Raw genomic sequence first — 13,405 nt, forward strand, 5'->3', positions numbered from 1 at the left:
AAAGGCGTTGGGGTGCTAATACTGTTATCAAACTTACTTTTGGCAGATTGCAATTTAGCATAGCTAATAATCTGTTAGCGGGCGTGTTTGAGATTTGATTAAGCTATCAACTCCGAGTTAAATTTTTGTCGCCCACAATGAGCGGCATTCCTACGATTTTTACAAGTGTAAAAAATGACTAATTTTACCCTAAAATTACTGATATGCCAATCATATTTTGATAAAATTTATGACATTGAGCAATATTTTTGTAATTTTTGAGAAATGTTGGCTTAAAAAATCCCTTGTTTTTATAGTGGTTTTGCGATGCAAGATGTGATTTTGGGTGTATGATTTACCCACCTTTTAAGGTCAAGCTGCGCCCACCGTCCACCGCAATCACTTGCCCTGTGATGTAAGGGGCGTTGATGAGAAACAGCACGGTTTGGGCGATGTCTTGGGGCGTGCCGATTTTACCAAGCGGAATGGAGCAGGTCAAGGCGTCTTTGGTTGATGAGTTGAGTGCTGAATTTTGGTCGTCATCGGGGAAAATATTTACCCCAGGGGAGACGCCATTGACACGAATGCGGGGAGCTAATTCTAATGCCAGCGACTGCACCAGCCCCAGATGAGCCGACTTTGCCATGTTATAAATCGGATAGCCGACAAAGGGCTTGTCTCGTGCGTGAATGTCAAGCAGGCTGATGATGGCGCCATGATTGTTGGCAAGCTCGCCCCCAAAAGCATGACTTAAAAATAAGGGGGCTTTGGCATTGGTTAAAAACAAATCTTGCCAATGCTGTTGTAGCGTTTGCCAGTCATCATGAAAATCACTTGGATAAAAACTGGACGCATTATGCACCAATACATCCACCCGCCCAAACAAAGCGATGGCGGTGTTTTTAAACCGTTCAAGTGCCAGCTTGTCATCAACGATATTCAAATCCGCCTTGATGATACGAGCAGAATTGGGGCGAATGGCGTTTAGCGTGCCTGCAAGCTCGTCCGCCAGCCGCTCACTTTTGGCATAGTGAATGATGACATTAAAGCCAGCATGGTGCAACACTTCGCCAATCTTCGCCCCAATGCGTTTTGCTCCGCCTGTAATCAATGCGACCTTATTCATAAACATACTCGCTTAATAATTGTGTGATTTTTTGTTCTCTAAGCCGATTTAACGCCAAGCCAATCTCTTTGCCTGTCAAATTTTTATCAATATCATCAATACTCACCGATTTATACATGGCGATGGCGTGGCTTAAAAGCTCATCAATTTTCACGATGTCCAAATCCGCCTGCACCATGCCAATCGCAGTGAGCGTGTCTTTTAGGGTTTGCGTGTTGCCTTGATGGGCTTTGGTTTTTTCTATGAGTCTAAGAATATTATTGGTGTTTGGTTTTTGGGCGAAAATTCCCCAAAATTCTGTCAATAAATTGGCGATTTGTACAGGATATTTTGGCGTGTTTAACTGCTTTGCGGTCTGATTGATGAGTGTTTTGGATAAATTTTCATTGTCTAGGCCATCTAAATAACCACTGCATAGCATCGCAAACTGCACGGCAACTGGGCTGTTTTTTGCCAAGGCTAGACGCTTAAGCACCGTTTGCAAAATCTGATGATCATCAAAACATTCGTCCAATTCTGCCAAAAAATACGGCAAAATGTTCAGCTCTTTTAAAAATTGCCAATAATAATGCCCTGTCCCACTCTCCATCGCCTTGACGCTTTCTGCCCAAAACCGCTCACGGCTTAGGTGTGACAGCTCGCCAGCCTTTGCCATCGTTTGCATTAAGACAATGGTTTCGTCAGCGATTGTAAAACCCCGCTCAAAATAACGAGCCAAAAACCGCACCGTGCGTAAAATCCGCAAAGGATCTTCACAAAAAGCAGGCGAGATGTGGCGTAAGATTTTGTTGTTCAAATCATCAACACCGCCATAAAAATCAACGACTTGCCCAGTTTTTGGCGTATCGTCAAAGAGTCCACCCACTTCTATGGCAAGAGCGTTGATGGTCAAATCTCGGCGGATTAGGTCGTCCGCCAGCGTTACGCCTTTGGTTTGGGTGGCAAAGCCTTGATAGCCTGTGCCGTTTTTGCGTTCAATGCGGGCAAGGGCGTATTCAAAGTGCGTGTCAGGGTGCAAAAATACAGGAAAATCCGCCCCCACTTGCACAAAGCCGAGCGATTTCATCGTGTCGAAATCCGCCCCGACCACGACAAAATCCTTGTCCTGTACGGCAATGCCCAAAAGTGCGTCTCTGACCGCGCCGCCAACGAGATAAACTTGCATGATGATTTGTACCAAATAATTGCCAAATGATAGCCAAATATTGCCCAATGATTGAAAATTGCCAAAACTTACGGTTCGTGGTTTGGTTGTGTTTTGGTTTTTGGATTGTACTTGTTTTTTGCCATAAAAAAAAGACCCCACAAGAGAGTCTTTTTTGTGCCAAGTGATGGATTGGCTCATCATCGGCTTGGTTATTCATCAAGGCTTTCTAGGCGAATGCGTACCACAGGTTCGGTAACGGCATTAAGCTGTTCGATTTGCTTGATGGCGGTGTTCATTTGTTTTTCTAGCACAGGCAGGGTGAGAATGATGATTGGCACCAGTCCTGACTTGTGTGCGTCTCTTTGCAAGATGGCGTCAATGTTAATGCCGTTGTCGCTTAAAATGCGTGTGGTGTCCGCCAATACACCAAGCTCATCTTTGACAGTCAGACGCAGGTAGTAGCCACAGGTCATCTCATCGCTGGGCAGAATGCGAGTGTCTGACAGCTCTTCTGGAACGAATGCCAAATGCGGCACATCGCTTGGGGTGGCAGCAGTGATGACATAAATCAAATCCATCACATCTGCCATGACAGCAGAAGCTGTTGCCCCAGCACCAGCACCATCGCCATAGTACAGCGACTGCCCCAGTGGGTGAGCATCCACCATCACGGCATTTTTTACGCCATGCACATTGGCAAGCAAGGTGGTGTCTGGAATGAGCGTTGGATGCACACGCAGTTCAAAGCCGTTTTCACGGCGAATGGCAAAGCCTAGGTGCTTGATGTTATAGCCCAGCTCTTTGGCATAGATGACATCTTGTAGGCTGACCTTAGTGATGCCTTCGCAGTACACTTTGTCAAACTGAATGGGAATACCAAAGGCGATAGACGCCAGTAGCGACAGCTTGTGTGCCGCGTCAATGCCTTCCACATCAAAGGTAGGATCGGCTTCGGCGTAGCCTAGGGCTTGAGCTTCGGCAAGCACTTCACCGAATTTGCGGTTTTTGGTTTGCATTTCGGTCATGATGAAGTTGCCAGTACCGTTGATGATACCAGCCAGCCAGTCAATTTTGTTGGCGGCTAAGGCTTCACGAATGATTTTGATGATAGGAATGCCACCTGCAACCGCCGCTTCATAACGAACTTGTACGCCGTATTCATCTGCTAGGGCAAAAATCTCGTTGCCGTATTTGGCAAGCAGGGCTTTGTTGGCGGTAACGACATGTTTTTTGTGGCGGATGGCGTGCATGATGACATCTTTGGCGACATCAGTACCACCAATGACTTCAATGACAATATCCACATCGTCAGCGGCAGCGATGGCAAGCAAATCATCGCTTTGTTTGATGGTGGCATCAATGTCATCACGATGACGGCGTGTGCCAACATGAGTGATGTTGATGACATGACCACTACGGCGAGCCAGTTCGCCTGCGTTGTCTTTTAATAGATTGACCACGCCAGTACCGACAGTGCCAAGACCTAATACGGCAAGATTGATGGATTTATTCACGGTAATTCTCAAAATGCTGGTTGTTAAAAATGCGTCAAAAGAGTTGTTGAAAATTTGTGGTTGCTTAACTTATCACAACTTCAAAAAACTTGCTAGATGTTTTCATCATTCTTTTGCATATTTTTAAAATATTTCATAAATATTTAGATGAATGTCTGGATAATTTGTTTAAGTTTGTTTGGGCGATGTGTTTTGGTGCGCTCAGTTTTTGTGGGCGATGGCTTGTTTGGCAAGCTCGTCTGCTGGCAGATAACCGCCAATTTGTACGCCAGACTCGGTAAAGATGGCAGGCGTGCCACTGACACCAATTTGATGACCAAGCGTCATGTGCTTTGCCACTGGATTGTCGCATGCTGGGGCGGTGATGTCGTCGCCTTGTTTGGCAAGGCTCAGCGCTTCTTGACGGTCGCTTGCGCACCAGACACGCTCGGCAAGCTGGATGAATTGCTCATTTCTAGGCCAGGCCAAATAGCGCACTTCGACGCCTTTTGCGTTGATTTCTTTGATTTCTTTATGCAGTTTTTGGCAATAATGGCAAGTGGGGTCGGTAAAGACATAGACTGTCGCCAAGCGCTCTTTGGCGGGGTAGATGATCATTTCGCTGGCATCGACTTGACTGAGCTGTTCTTTGGCAAGGCTTGCTTGGATTTCATCAACGATGTCAAAAGGCTGTTCTACGCCCACTCTTGCGATCTGTCCTTGAATGAGATATTCGCCCTTGGCATCTGTAAACATGGGCGGCGAGTTGTCAAATGTCGCCCAATAAATGCCATCAATAGGCGTGGCGACGGCAGAAATGACATTCAGCGCAATGTCTGATTTTTCAAGGTTTTGTTGTAGCGCTTGAACCACCGTGCTGTCATTTTGACTGGGAGGGGTGGACAACTTGGGCTGAGCGCTGTTTTGGGTGTAAGCAGGCGCAGATTCATCGGCGGTCTTTTCATTGGCGGTCTTGGTGTCACAAGCACTTAGAAAGCCGCTCAAAAGTGCGGCAATGATGATCGTGGATTTGCCATATCTGGGTAAAAATCTGGGCAAAAAAGACTTGCTAAAATCTGAACGAAAGCTGGCTTGAGAAACTAAAAAACGCATAATGTGGGGTGTTGAATGAATATGGATAAAGAATTATGCCAAAAATCAACCCAAAATACCAACGAAAATTTGCCAAACATACAGAAAATTGTGTCAAAATTTGCTTGATTTTTATGGTTGAATTTTGATACAATACGGCGTTATTTCAGAACCTGCTTTCAAGTGATGGGTGGATTTTCCGGCTGTCATGAGCAGGGCAATTTCTAAGGAAATAACCTATGCTACGCATTGCTTATGACGCTTTAACTTTTGATGATGTGCTGCTTTTGCCCGCCTATTCAGAAGTCCTTCCAAAAGAAACAAATCTCACCACTCGCCTAACCACCGACATCAATCTAAACCTACCAATCATCTCTGCTGCGATGGATACGGTTACCGAATCTAAGATGGCAATCGCCATGGCACAGCTGGGCGGTCTGGGTATCATCCATAAAAACATGAGTATTGAGCATCAAGCCAGCCGTGTCCGCCATGTCAAGAAATTTGAGGCGGGTACGGTAGCTGACCCTGTTACGGTCAATCCAGAGGCGACCGTAGGCGAGCTGCTACGCATTACTCGTGAGCATAAGATCAGCGGTGTCCCTGTCGTTGAGCGTGGCACGGATAAAGTGGTGGGTATCGTTACGCACCGTGATTTGCGTTTTGAGACCAATTTGGATCAGCCTGTGGCGAATGTCATGACGCCAAAAGATAAGCTGGTTACGGTCAAAGAAGGCACACCACAAGAGCAAATCAAGGCACTGCTACACGAACACCGCATTGAAAAAGTGGTGGTGATTGACGATGATTTTCGTCTAAAAGGCTTGATTACGGTCAATGACTTTACCAAAGCTGAAAACAACCCAAACGCCTGCAAAGACGACAAAGGTCGCCTGCGTGTGGGTGCGGCTGTCGGTACGGGCGCAGATACCGAAGCTCGTGTAGAAGCATTGGTTGCGGCAAATGCTGATGTCATCATTGTGGATACCGCTCATGGTCATTCAAAGGGTGTCATTGATCGTGTGGCGTGGATTAAGAAAAACTACCCAAATGTACAAGTCATCGGTGGCAACATTGCCACAGGCGATGCGGCGCTTGCCTTGATGGACGCTGGTGCAAATGCTGTTAAGGTGGGTATCGGTCCAGGCTCTATCTGTACTACTCGTATCATCGCAGGTATTGGCGTGCCACAAATCAGCGCGATTGACAATGTCGCCACGGCACTACAAGACCGCATTCCATTGATCGCTGATGGCGGCATCCGTTTCTCTGGCGATATGGCAAAAGCCATCGCAGCAGGTGCGTCTTGCATCATGGTGGGCAGTCTTTTGGCAGGTACAGAAGAAGCACCGGGTGAAGTGGAGCTGTTCCAAGGTCGTTATTATAAGGCGTATCGTGGCATGGGTTCTTTGGGTGCGATGAGCGGTCAAAACGGCTCATCTGACCGCTATTTCCAAGATGCCAAAGAAGGCGTGGAAAAACTGGTGCCAGAAGGTATTGAAGGTCGTGTGCCTTATAAAGGTCCTGTGGCAGGCATCATCGGTCAGCTTGCTGGCGGTCTAAAATCATCCATGGGCTACACAGGCTGCAAGACGATTGAAGAGATGCGTAAAAATACCACTTTTGTGAAAGTAACATCGGCAGGCATGAAAGAATCTCATGTGCATGATGTACAAATCACCAAAGAAGCACCGAACTATCGTCAAAACTAAATCGTTCAATAAAAAAATCACTCAATGTTTTGTGCATTGAGTGATTTTTTTTAGATGGAATGAAAATGGCGCACCTAGCGGGAATCGAACCCACGACCTTCAGCTTCGGAGGCTGACACTCTATCCAACTGAGCTATAGGTGCTGATGACTTATCTTAAAAAGACCTGCGAATTTTACCAAGTTTTGTATAAAAATGCCAGTCATCCGCCCAAAAAGTTAGGAAATTTTAAAAATATTGCCAAATTTTTACCGATTTATTGAGATATTACATAAAAAACATGGCATTTTGCCCCCTTTTTCCCTTATAATAGCAGGGAGAAATTTTATTCGTTTGGGTGTTGGTGGGTGTCTGCCGATTTGCCCAATTTACCCAGAGTTTGTTACTCAAGGCTAAGACGAGATGATGACAATGAAAAAATTTGTAATGTTATCTGCCGCTGCTACGCTGGCGATTTTCACCATGGCAAGTCAGGCTCAAGAGGCTGCCAAGCCTGCTGAGGCTGCTCCGCAAGCTGGCGAGGCGACCACTGAGACTGCTGCGACTGAGGCGACCACAGAGGCGGCTGCCCAAACGACAGCCGAGACTGCTGAGGCAGCTAAGCCCGCTGATCCAGTAGAGGCAATCCCTGAGGACAGCGACCAAGTCAAAAAGCTGATCGCTCTACACCCAAAGCTCATCTCACGCATCGCCCCTTATGGCAAGGTTTGCTTTGATGGCGAAGAGTGCGACATCAACATCACCGTACTTGCGCCTGCCGTAGAAGGCGAGGCACGCCCAGGCGATATGCTATATAAAGCCATCTGTGCTACCTGTCATGACGCAGGTCTGGTGGGCGCACCAAAGACTGGTACGGCTGACTGGGCGCCACGCATTGCCAAAGGTACAGCGACCTTGTACGACCACGCCATCAATGGCTTTAACGCCATGCCTGCTCGTGGTGGTGCAGACATCTCTGATGACGAAGTGAAAAACGCGGTTGATTACATCATCGCCCAATCGCAATAATTCATTCAGCGATACCAAATGGCTTAGGTGGTTTGCCGCTTAGGCTGTTTGGTGTTTTTGTGATTTTATAAAAATAAAAATTATGTCAAACTTACCAGCCTTAAAAATATCCAACCTTCAAAAAACCTATCCCAATGGCACTGCCGCTTTAAAAGGGGTGGACTTGACCGTGCCAGAGGGCGAATTTTTCGCTTTGCTTGGCGCAAATGGGGCAGGCAAATCTACGATGATTGGCATCATCAGCTCATTATTTCCACCGACAGAAGGGTCGGTGGAGATTTTTGGGGTGGATTTGCGTGCTAATCCAAGCCTTGCCAAATCCTATCTGGGCGTGGTTCCTCAAGAGTTTAATTTTAACCAATTTGAAAAGTGCATTGACATTCTCATCACGCAGGCAGGCTATTATGGCATTAAGCGTGTGGATGCTTTACCCAGAGCGGAGTTTTTACTAAAAGAGCTGGGGCTTTGGGAGAAAAAAGACACCAAATCTCGCTCGTTGTCTGGCGGTATGAAACGCCGTCTGATGATTGCTCGTGCCTTGATGCACCGCCCACGCTTGTTGATTTTGGACGAGCCGACCGCAGGCGTGGATATTGAACTTCGCCGTTCGATGTGGGAGTTTATGCAAAAAATCAACCAAGAAGAAAAAACCACCATCATCTTGACCACGCATTATCTTGAAGAGGCGGAGCAATTATGCAAATACATCGCCATTTTAAATCATGGCGAGATTTTGATAAATACCGAGATGAAGTCGCTATTGACACAGTTGTCGCTTGAAACTTTTGTATTTGATTTAAAAGATGAATTAACTGCTGTGCCGACTTTTGAGCATATTGTTCATGCAAAACTGGCTGATGCCAAAACTTTGGAAATCACGCTCAATCAAGAGCAAGACCTAAATGCCGTCTTTGCCCAATTAAACACCGCAAACATCAAAGTGCTGAGCATGAGAAATAAAGCCAACCGCTTAGAAGAGCTGTTTATGGGCGTGGTGGACAGTCATTTTCACGGTGGCAAGATGAGCGATGTCAATCAAGACCTAAGCAACGGCGGAGAATAACCATGAATCCTTCCATGAGAAATCAACTGGTCGCCTTTAATACCTTATTATCCAAAGAAATCAAGCGCATTTTACGCATTTGGCCGCAGACGCTATTGCCGCCTGTGATTACCATGACGCTGTATTTTGTGATTTTTGGGCAGATGATCGGCGCTCGTGTCGGTGAGATGGGCGGTGTGAGCTATATGCAGTTCATCGTGCCGGGGCTGATTATGATGGCGGTGATTACCAATAGCTATTCTAATGTGGTGTCAAGTTTTTTTAGCACCAAATTTCATGGCAGCATCGATGAGCTGCTCGTCTCGCCTGTCTCCAAGCACACCATTTTGCTCGGCTATGTCGCAGGGGGTGTGTTTCGTGGGCTTGCCATCGCACTCATTGTGAGTGTCGTGGCACTGTTTTTTACCAAACTTGCCATCGTTCATCTGGGCGTGATGCTTTTGACGATCCTGGGGACTTCGGTGCTGTTTTCGCTTGGCGGTTTTATCAATGCGGTATTTGCTCGTTCGTTTGATGACATTTCTATCGTGCCAAGTTTTATTTTAACGCCACTGACTTATCTGGGCGGGGTGTTTTATTCTTTGGAAAATTTATCGCCATTTTGGCAAAATCTGTCGCTACTAAACCCCATTGTCTATATGGTCAATGCCTTTCGCTATGGCATTTTGGGGCATTCTGATGTCAATGTCGGCTATTCTTTGGTGGCGATTTTGGCATTTTGTGCGGTGTTTTATGGCGTGGCGTATCGTTTGTTAAAAGATGGTCAAAGAATTCGCATTGCCTAAGCAAAACAATATAGGAAAAGAAAATGAGCATTCATGGCGTATTGGGTGAAAGCACCAGTTATTCAAAAACTTACGACCCTACCATTTTATTTGCCATCTCACGGCAAATCGGACGAGATGAGATTGTCAAAGAAACGGGATTTGTTTTTGATGATGGTACAAAAGGCGTTGATGTGTGGCAGGCTTTTGAGATTTCATGGCTCAATCCTGTGGGCGTCTCAGAGGTGGCGATGGCACGGCTGACCATACCGGCGACTTCGCCTAATATCGTGGAGTCTAAGTCTTTAAAGCTGTATTTAAACAGCCTAAATTTTACCAAATTTACCAGTGTTCAAGAAGTCAAGCAGACCATCGAGCAGGATTTGTCAAACTGTGTGGGCGTGGCGGTGCAGGTTGAAATCATTGATTTGGACAGCGATGCGCTTGGTATCGTAAAGCCTGTTGGTATTTGTATTGATGAAGTGTTAAATAAGGGCGGAAATATTGAGCTGACTGATGATATTGATCATTCGTTTTTGATGAATACCAAACAAGCCGAATTAAAACGCCATCAATTTTATAGCAATCTTTTGCGTTCAAATTGCCCTGTAACCAATCAGCCAGACTGGGGAACGGTGCAAATTGACATCAGCACCGATTATGAATTGGATTTTGGGGATTTATTAAAATACATTTTGTCATTCAGACAGCACAATGGCTTTCATGAGCAGTGCGTGGAGCGGATTTTTGCTGATTTGATGGTGAATTTTAAACCGCAGTCTTTGAAAGTGTCCGCCAATTATACCAGACGGGGTGGTATTGACATCAATCCTGTGCGAGTGTTCAATCAGGAAATTGGCGAAATCAGGCGTTTGGTGCGTCAGTGATTTAACAATAAAAACCGCACATGAGTATGAAATGTGCGGTTTTTGATTTATCCATAAATGACAAATAAAAAAACAGCCCTTAAAATTAAGGGCTGTTTTGAATATTGGCACTCCATAGGGGATTCGAACCCCTGTTACCGCCGTGAAAGGGCGGTGTCCTAGGCCTCTAGACGAATGGAGCGCAGGACTTGTAAAACTGATTTAATTAAAATCGTTTTACCAACTTTTGAACGCTTTCACCGTATCTCTCAAAAGTGGTGCTATTATAGCAAATTTTTTCTTTCCGTCAAGCAATTATTTTAAAAAATGTAAAATAATTTCTAAGATATTGATTTTAAAAGAAAAATTATTGAAAATTAATCCTTAAAGTTGTTGAATTGTAGTGGCACGCCAAAAGATTTTTCCTTTAAAAATGCCATGCACGCTTGCAGATTGTCTTTTTTCTTGTCAGAAACACGGATTTTGTCGCCTTGAATGCTTGCCGAGACTTTCAGATCACTCTCTTTGATGGCTTTGCTGATTTTTTTGGCGGTGTCGGAGTCTAGCCCGTCTTTTAGATTGATGGTTTGTTTGGTGTGTTTGCCTGATTGGGCTTTGTCCTGTGGGTCTAGGCTTTGCAAATCCACGCCACGCTTGATGAGCTGTTTTTCAAAGATGGCATAGACATTGTCTGCTTGCAGTTCGTTGTCGGTGGTGATGGTGACGGTTTTGGCTTTGTCGTTTAGCTCGACCGTGATGTCGCTACCCTTGAAGTCAAAGCGAGTGGCGATTTCTTTGTCGGTGTTGCCGATGGCGTTACGCACTTCTTGGACATTGAGTTCTGAAACGATGTCAAATGATGGCATGGTTTTTCCTTTTAAGTGATTAAAAATTAAAAAATTAGGGCAAATAAGGCGTCAGACTTAGCGTGATTAATTCTACCAATTCATCGTCCATATAGCCATAGTCATCTAAAATATCAAGTACAATCAATGCTTTATCATCAAGTAAATCTGCAAAAGATTGTTTTAGCTGTTTTTGGTGCTTATACTCCATGACAAAAATCTTATCCGCCCAAGCAATGTCGTCGCTCGTTACTGTGTGGCGAGCGTTTTGGCTGGTGCCAGCGGAGCGGGTGGATATGCCATAGCCGTGCTTAAAAATTCGCTCGGCAGTAGGGCTGCGCCACTGATTTTTTGAGCAGACAAACAAAAAATTCATGGTTCAATCCCATCATGGGCTTCGTCTGTCTCGTCCGCTGTCTGCACGGCAGCCAGCATGGGAAGTTCATTAAAAATCTTGCAAAACAGTTCGGCGGTTTTTTGGGTGTCGTAGAGTGCTGAGTGGGCGTGGCTGTTGTCAAAGTCAATGCCTGCCATCTTGCAAGTGCGAGCCAGCACCGTGTGACCGTACGCCAATGCCGACAAGCTTGCGGTGTCCAGCACGCTAAAGGCGTGAAAGGGCGAGTGGTTCTTTGAATTGGTGCGAGCGATGGCGGCATTTAAAAAACCCAAATCAAAATGAGCATTATGCCCCACCAAAATGCACTGACGGCAATCGTACTGCTTACGAATGTCTTTGAGTGCCTTAAAAATGCGTCTTAATGCCACTTTTTCATCTTCGCTGATGGCTTTGCGAAAGGGGCTGTCTAGGTTAATGCCAGTAAATTTCAAGGCGGACGGCTCAAGGTTTGCCCCGACAAATGGCTCAATGTGAGCATTTAGGGGTTCGCCTTGATACAGTTTGCCCTCATCGTCCATCAAAATCGGCACGCAAGCGATTTCAAGCAGTGCGTCCGTCTGTGCATTAAATCCTGCCGTCTCCACATCCACGACCACAGGCATAAAGCCACGAAACCGCTCTTTTAGGGTGGCAGGCTTGTCGGCAAAAGTTTGGCTTGTCTGAATGTCGCTCATGAAATCTGCGTCCATGCCAAAGTCTGCCCTGCCAGTAGTGGCGTGAGTGTTTTGCCGTCTAGGTAGTCATAGGCATCTGCTATGACTTGATCTTGTTTGGCAAGCGTGATGGTCGTCTGATTGATGGGTAGACCGTAGAAATTTGCCCCAAAACGACTGGCGAAGTTTTCCATTTTATCAAGCGCCCCCACGCTTTCAAAGGCGGTCGCATACAAAGGCAGAGCATGAACGGCAGAATAACAGCCTGCACAGCCACAGGCAGACTCTTTGGTGTGCGTGGCGTGTGGGGCAGAATCCGTGCCTAAGAAAAACTTAGGATTGCCAGAAGTTGCCACTTCAAGCAGGCGTTTTTGATGATCAGCTCGTTTTAGAATTGGCAAGCAATAATAATGGGGCTTGACACCGCCAACGAGCATGTGATTGCGGTTAAATAATAAATGCTGGGGCGTGATGGTCGCTGCCACATTGTCTTTTTGGGCAAGGCAAAAATCGGCAGCGTCAGCGGTGGTGATGTGCTCCATCACGATTTTAAGCTCTGGGAAATTGGCAATAATTACGCTTAAAATCTCGTCCAAAAAGCGTTTTTCACGGTCAAAAATATCCACATCAGCGTGCGTGACTTCGCCATGTACCAAAAGCGGTAAGCCGATTTGTTGCATGGCTTCAAAGACGCAAGCTCGCCCCAAAATGTCAGTAACACCATCGGCAGAGTTAGTAGTCGCCCCAGCAGGGTAGAGCTTGACGGCTTGCACCACGCCTGACGCTTTGGCAAGGCGGATTTCTTCGGCGGTGGTGTGGTCGGTCAGATACAAGACCATGCGTGGGTCAAAGGCGGATTTGCGGTCATCGCTAATGACAGAGTTTGCCAATGCCGTCAAAATCCGCTCACGATAGGCGACTGCTTGTTCGGTGGTTTTGACTGGTGGTACAAGATTTGGCATGCAAATCACACGGTTAAAGCTGTTTGCGGCGTGGGGTACGGTGGTCGCTAGGGCATCGCCATCACGCAGATGAATGTGCCAATCGTCTGGCTGGATAAGGGTCAAAGTTTGGGTCATGGTCGGCTCTTTTGAATTGCAAATTTTTCTTATTTTAGCATGAAATGAGCATTTACCAAAATGGATTTGTGCAAAATTTTCGGTGGGCTGGTGGTGGGTTTATGGCAGATTTTTGGCGTGATTTTTGATGGTATGTGGTTTTAAAAATTATCAAAAATCGTGGCGTGGTTGATTTTTATGTT

Annotated in this window: 13 protein-coding genes and 2 tRNA genes; 5 read left to right on the forward strand and 10 right to left on the reverse strand. The window is 46.0% G+C overall.

Annotated features, from left to right (window positions below; genetic code table 11):
• Positions 1-334: 334 nt before the first annotated feature.
• The 4 genes from LU290_RS02580 to LU290_RS02595 all read right to left on the reverse strand — a co-directional run bounded on the left by LU290_RS02580 (position 335) and on the right by LU290_RS02595 (position 4,858).
• On the reverse strand, positions 335-1,105 hold the full coding sequence (locus LU290_RS02580) for a pteridine reductase (protein ID WP_277809007.1): 771 nt from the start codon (positions 1,103-1,105) through the stop codon (positions 335-337).
• Entirely contained in the window at positions 1,098-2,270 is a 1,173-nt protein-coding gene (locus tag LU290_RS02585) for a tRNA nucleotidyltransferase/poly(A) polymerase-related protein (protein WP_277809008.1), read from the reverse strand. The genes LU290_RS02580 and LU290_RS02585 overlap by 8 nt, the downstream gene beginning before the upstream one ends.
• A gap of 191 nt (positions 2,271-2,461) precedes the next feature.
• Complete coding sequence (locus LU290_RS02590; protein ID WP_277809009.1) at positions 2,462-3,766, reverse strand: homoserine dehydrogenase; 1,305 nt, start codon at positions 3,764-3,766, stop codon at positions 2,462-2,464.
• A gap of 201 nt (positions 3,767-3,967) precedes the next feature.
• On the reverse strand, positions 3,968-4,858 hold the full coding sequence (locus tag LU290_RS02595) for a DsbC family protein (RefSeq protein ID WP_277809010.1): 891 nt from the start codon (positions 4,856-4,858) through the stop codon (positions 3,968-3,970).
• A gap of 218 nt (positions 4,859-5,076) precedes the next feature.
• Between LU290_RS02595 and guaB the strand changes: the two genes are divergently transcribed.
• A complete protein-coding gene (guaB, locus tag LU290_RS02600) occupies positions 5,077-6,549 on the forward strand; it encodes an IMP dehydrogenase (protein ID WP_277809011.1) in 1,473 nt (490 codons plus the stop codon).
• A 66-nt stretch (positions 6,550-6,615) separates the two neighbouring features.
• Here guaB and LU290_RS02605 read toward each other — a convergent pair.
• Positions 6,616-6,692, reverse strand: a tRNA-Arg gene (locus tag LU290_RS02605).
• Between the two features lie 258 nt (positions 6,693-6,950).
• On the opposite strand from LU290_RS02605, the gene LU290_RS02610 reads away from it, so the two are divergent.
• The 4 genes from LU290_RS02610 (at position 6,951) to queF (ending at position 10,270) form a co-directional block, all read left to right on the forward strand.
• On the forward strand, positions 6,951-7,556 hold the full coding sequence (locus tag LU290_RS02610; protein WP_277809012.1) for a c-type cytochrome: 606 nt from the start codon (positions 6,951-6,953) through the stop codon (positions 7,554-7,556).
• 82 nt (positions 7,557-7,638) lie between these two features.
• Positions 7,639-8,619 (forward strand): ABC transporter ATP-binding protein, encoded by a 981-nt coding sequence (locus LU290_RS02615; RefSeq protein ID WP_277809013.1) that lies wholly within the window; start codon positions 7,639-7,641, stop codon positions 8,617-8,619.
• Positions 8,620-8,621: 2 nt separating this feature from the next.
• Complete coding sequence (locus tag LU290_RS02620) at positions 8,622-9,404, forward strand: ABC transporter permease (RefSeq protein ID WP_277809014.1); 783 nt, start codon at positions 8,622-8,624, stop codon at positions 9,402-9,404.
• Between the two features lie 23 nt (positions 9,405-9,427).
• Entirely contained in the window at positions 9,428-10,270 is an 843-nt protein-coding gene (gene queF, locus LU290_RS02625; RefSeq protein WP_277809015.1) for an NADPH-dependent 7-cyano-7-deazaguanine reductase QueF, read from the forward strand.
• A gap of 105 nt (positions 10,271-10,375) precedes the next feature.
• Here queF and LU290_RS02630 read toward each other — a convergent pair.
• The 5 genes from LU290_RS02630 to pyrC all read right to left on the reverse strand — a co-directional run bounded on the left by LU290_RS02630 (position 10,376) and on the right by pyrC (position 13,223).
• Positions 10,376-10,451: transfer RNA gene (locus LU290_RS02630), tRNA-Glu, on the reverse strand.
• Between the two features lie 175 nt (positions 10,452-10,626).
• Positions 10,627-11,115, reverse strand: coding sequence for a YajQ family cyclic di-GMP-binding protein (locus tag LU290_RS02635; protein WP_277809016.1), 489 nt, complete (start codon positions 11,113-11,115; stop codon positions 10,627-10,629).
• Between the two features lie 34 nt (positions 11,116-11,149).
• Entirely contained in the window at positions 11,150-11,470 is a 321-nt protein-coding gene (locus LU290_RS02640) for a low molecular weight protein tyrosine phosphatase family protein (RefSeq protein WP_277809017.1), read from the reverse strand.
• Complete coding sequence (rnt, locus tag LU290_RS02645; protein WP_277809018.1) at positions 11,467-12,165, reverse strand: ribonuclease T; 699 nt, start codon at positions 12,163-12,165, stop codon at positions 11,467-11,469. The genes LU290_RS02640 and rnt overlap by 4 nt, the downstream gene beginning before the upstream one ends.
• Positions 12,162-13,223: a dihydroorotase gene (gene pyrC / locus LU290_RS02650; protein ID WP_277809019.1), complete on the reverse strand. Its 1,062-nt coding sequence runs from the start codon at positions 13,221-13,223 to the stop codon at positions 12,162-12,164. The genes rnt and pyrC overlap by 4 nt, the downstream gene beginning before the upstream one ends.
• Positions 13,224-13,405: the final 182 nt, after the last annotated feature.

Origin of the sequence: Moraxella nasibovis (assembly GCF_029581575.1) — a bacterium.
GTDB lineage: Bacteria > Pseudomonadota > Gammaproteobacteria > Pseudomonadales > Moraxellaceae > Moraxella > Moraxella nasibovis.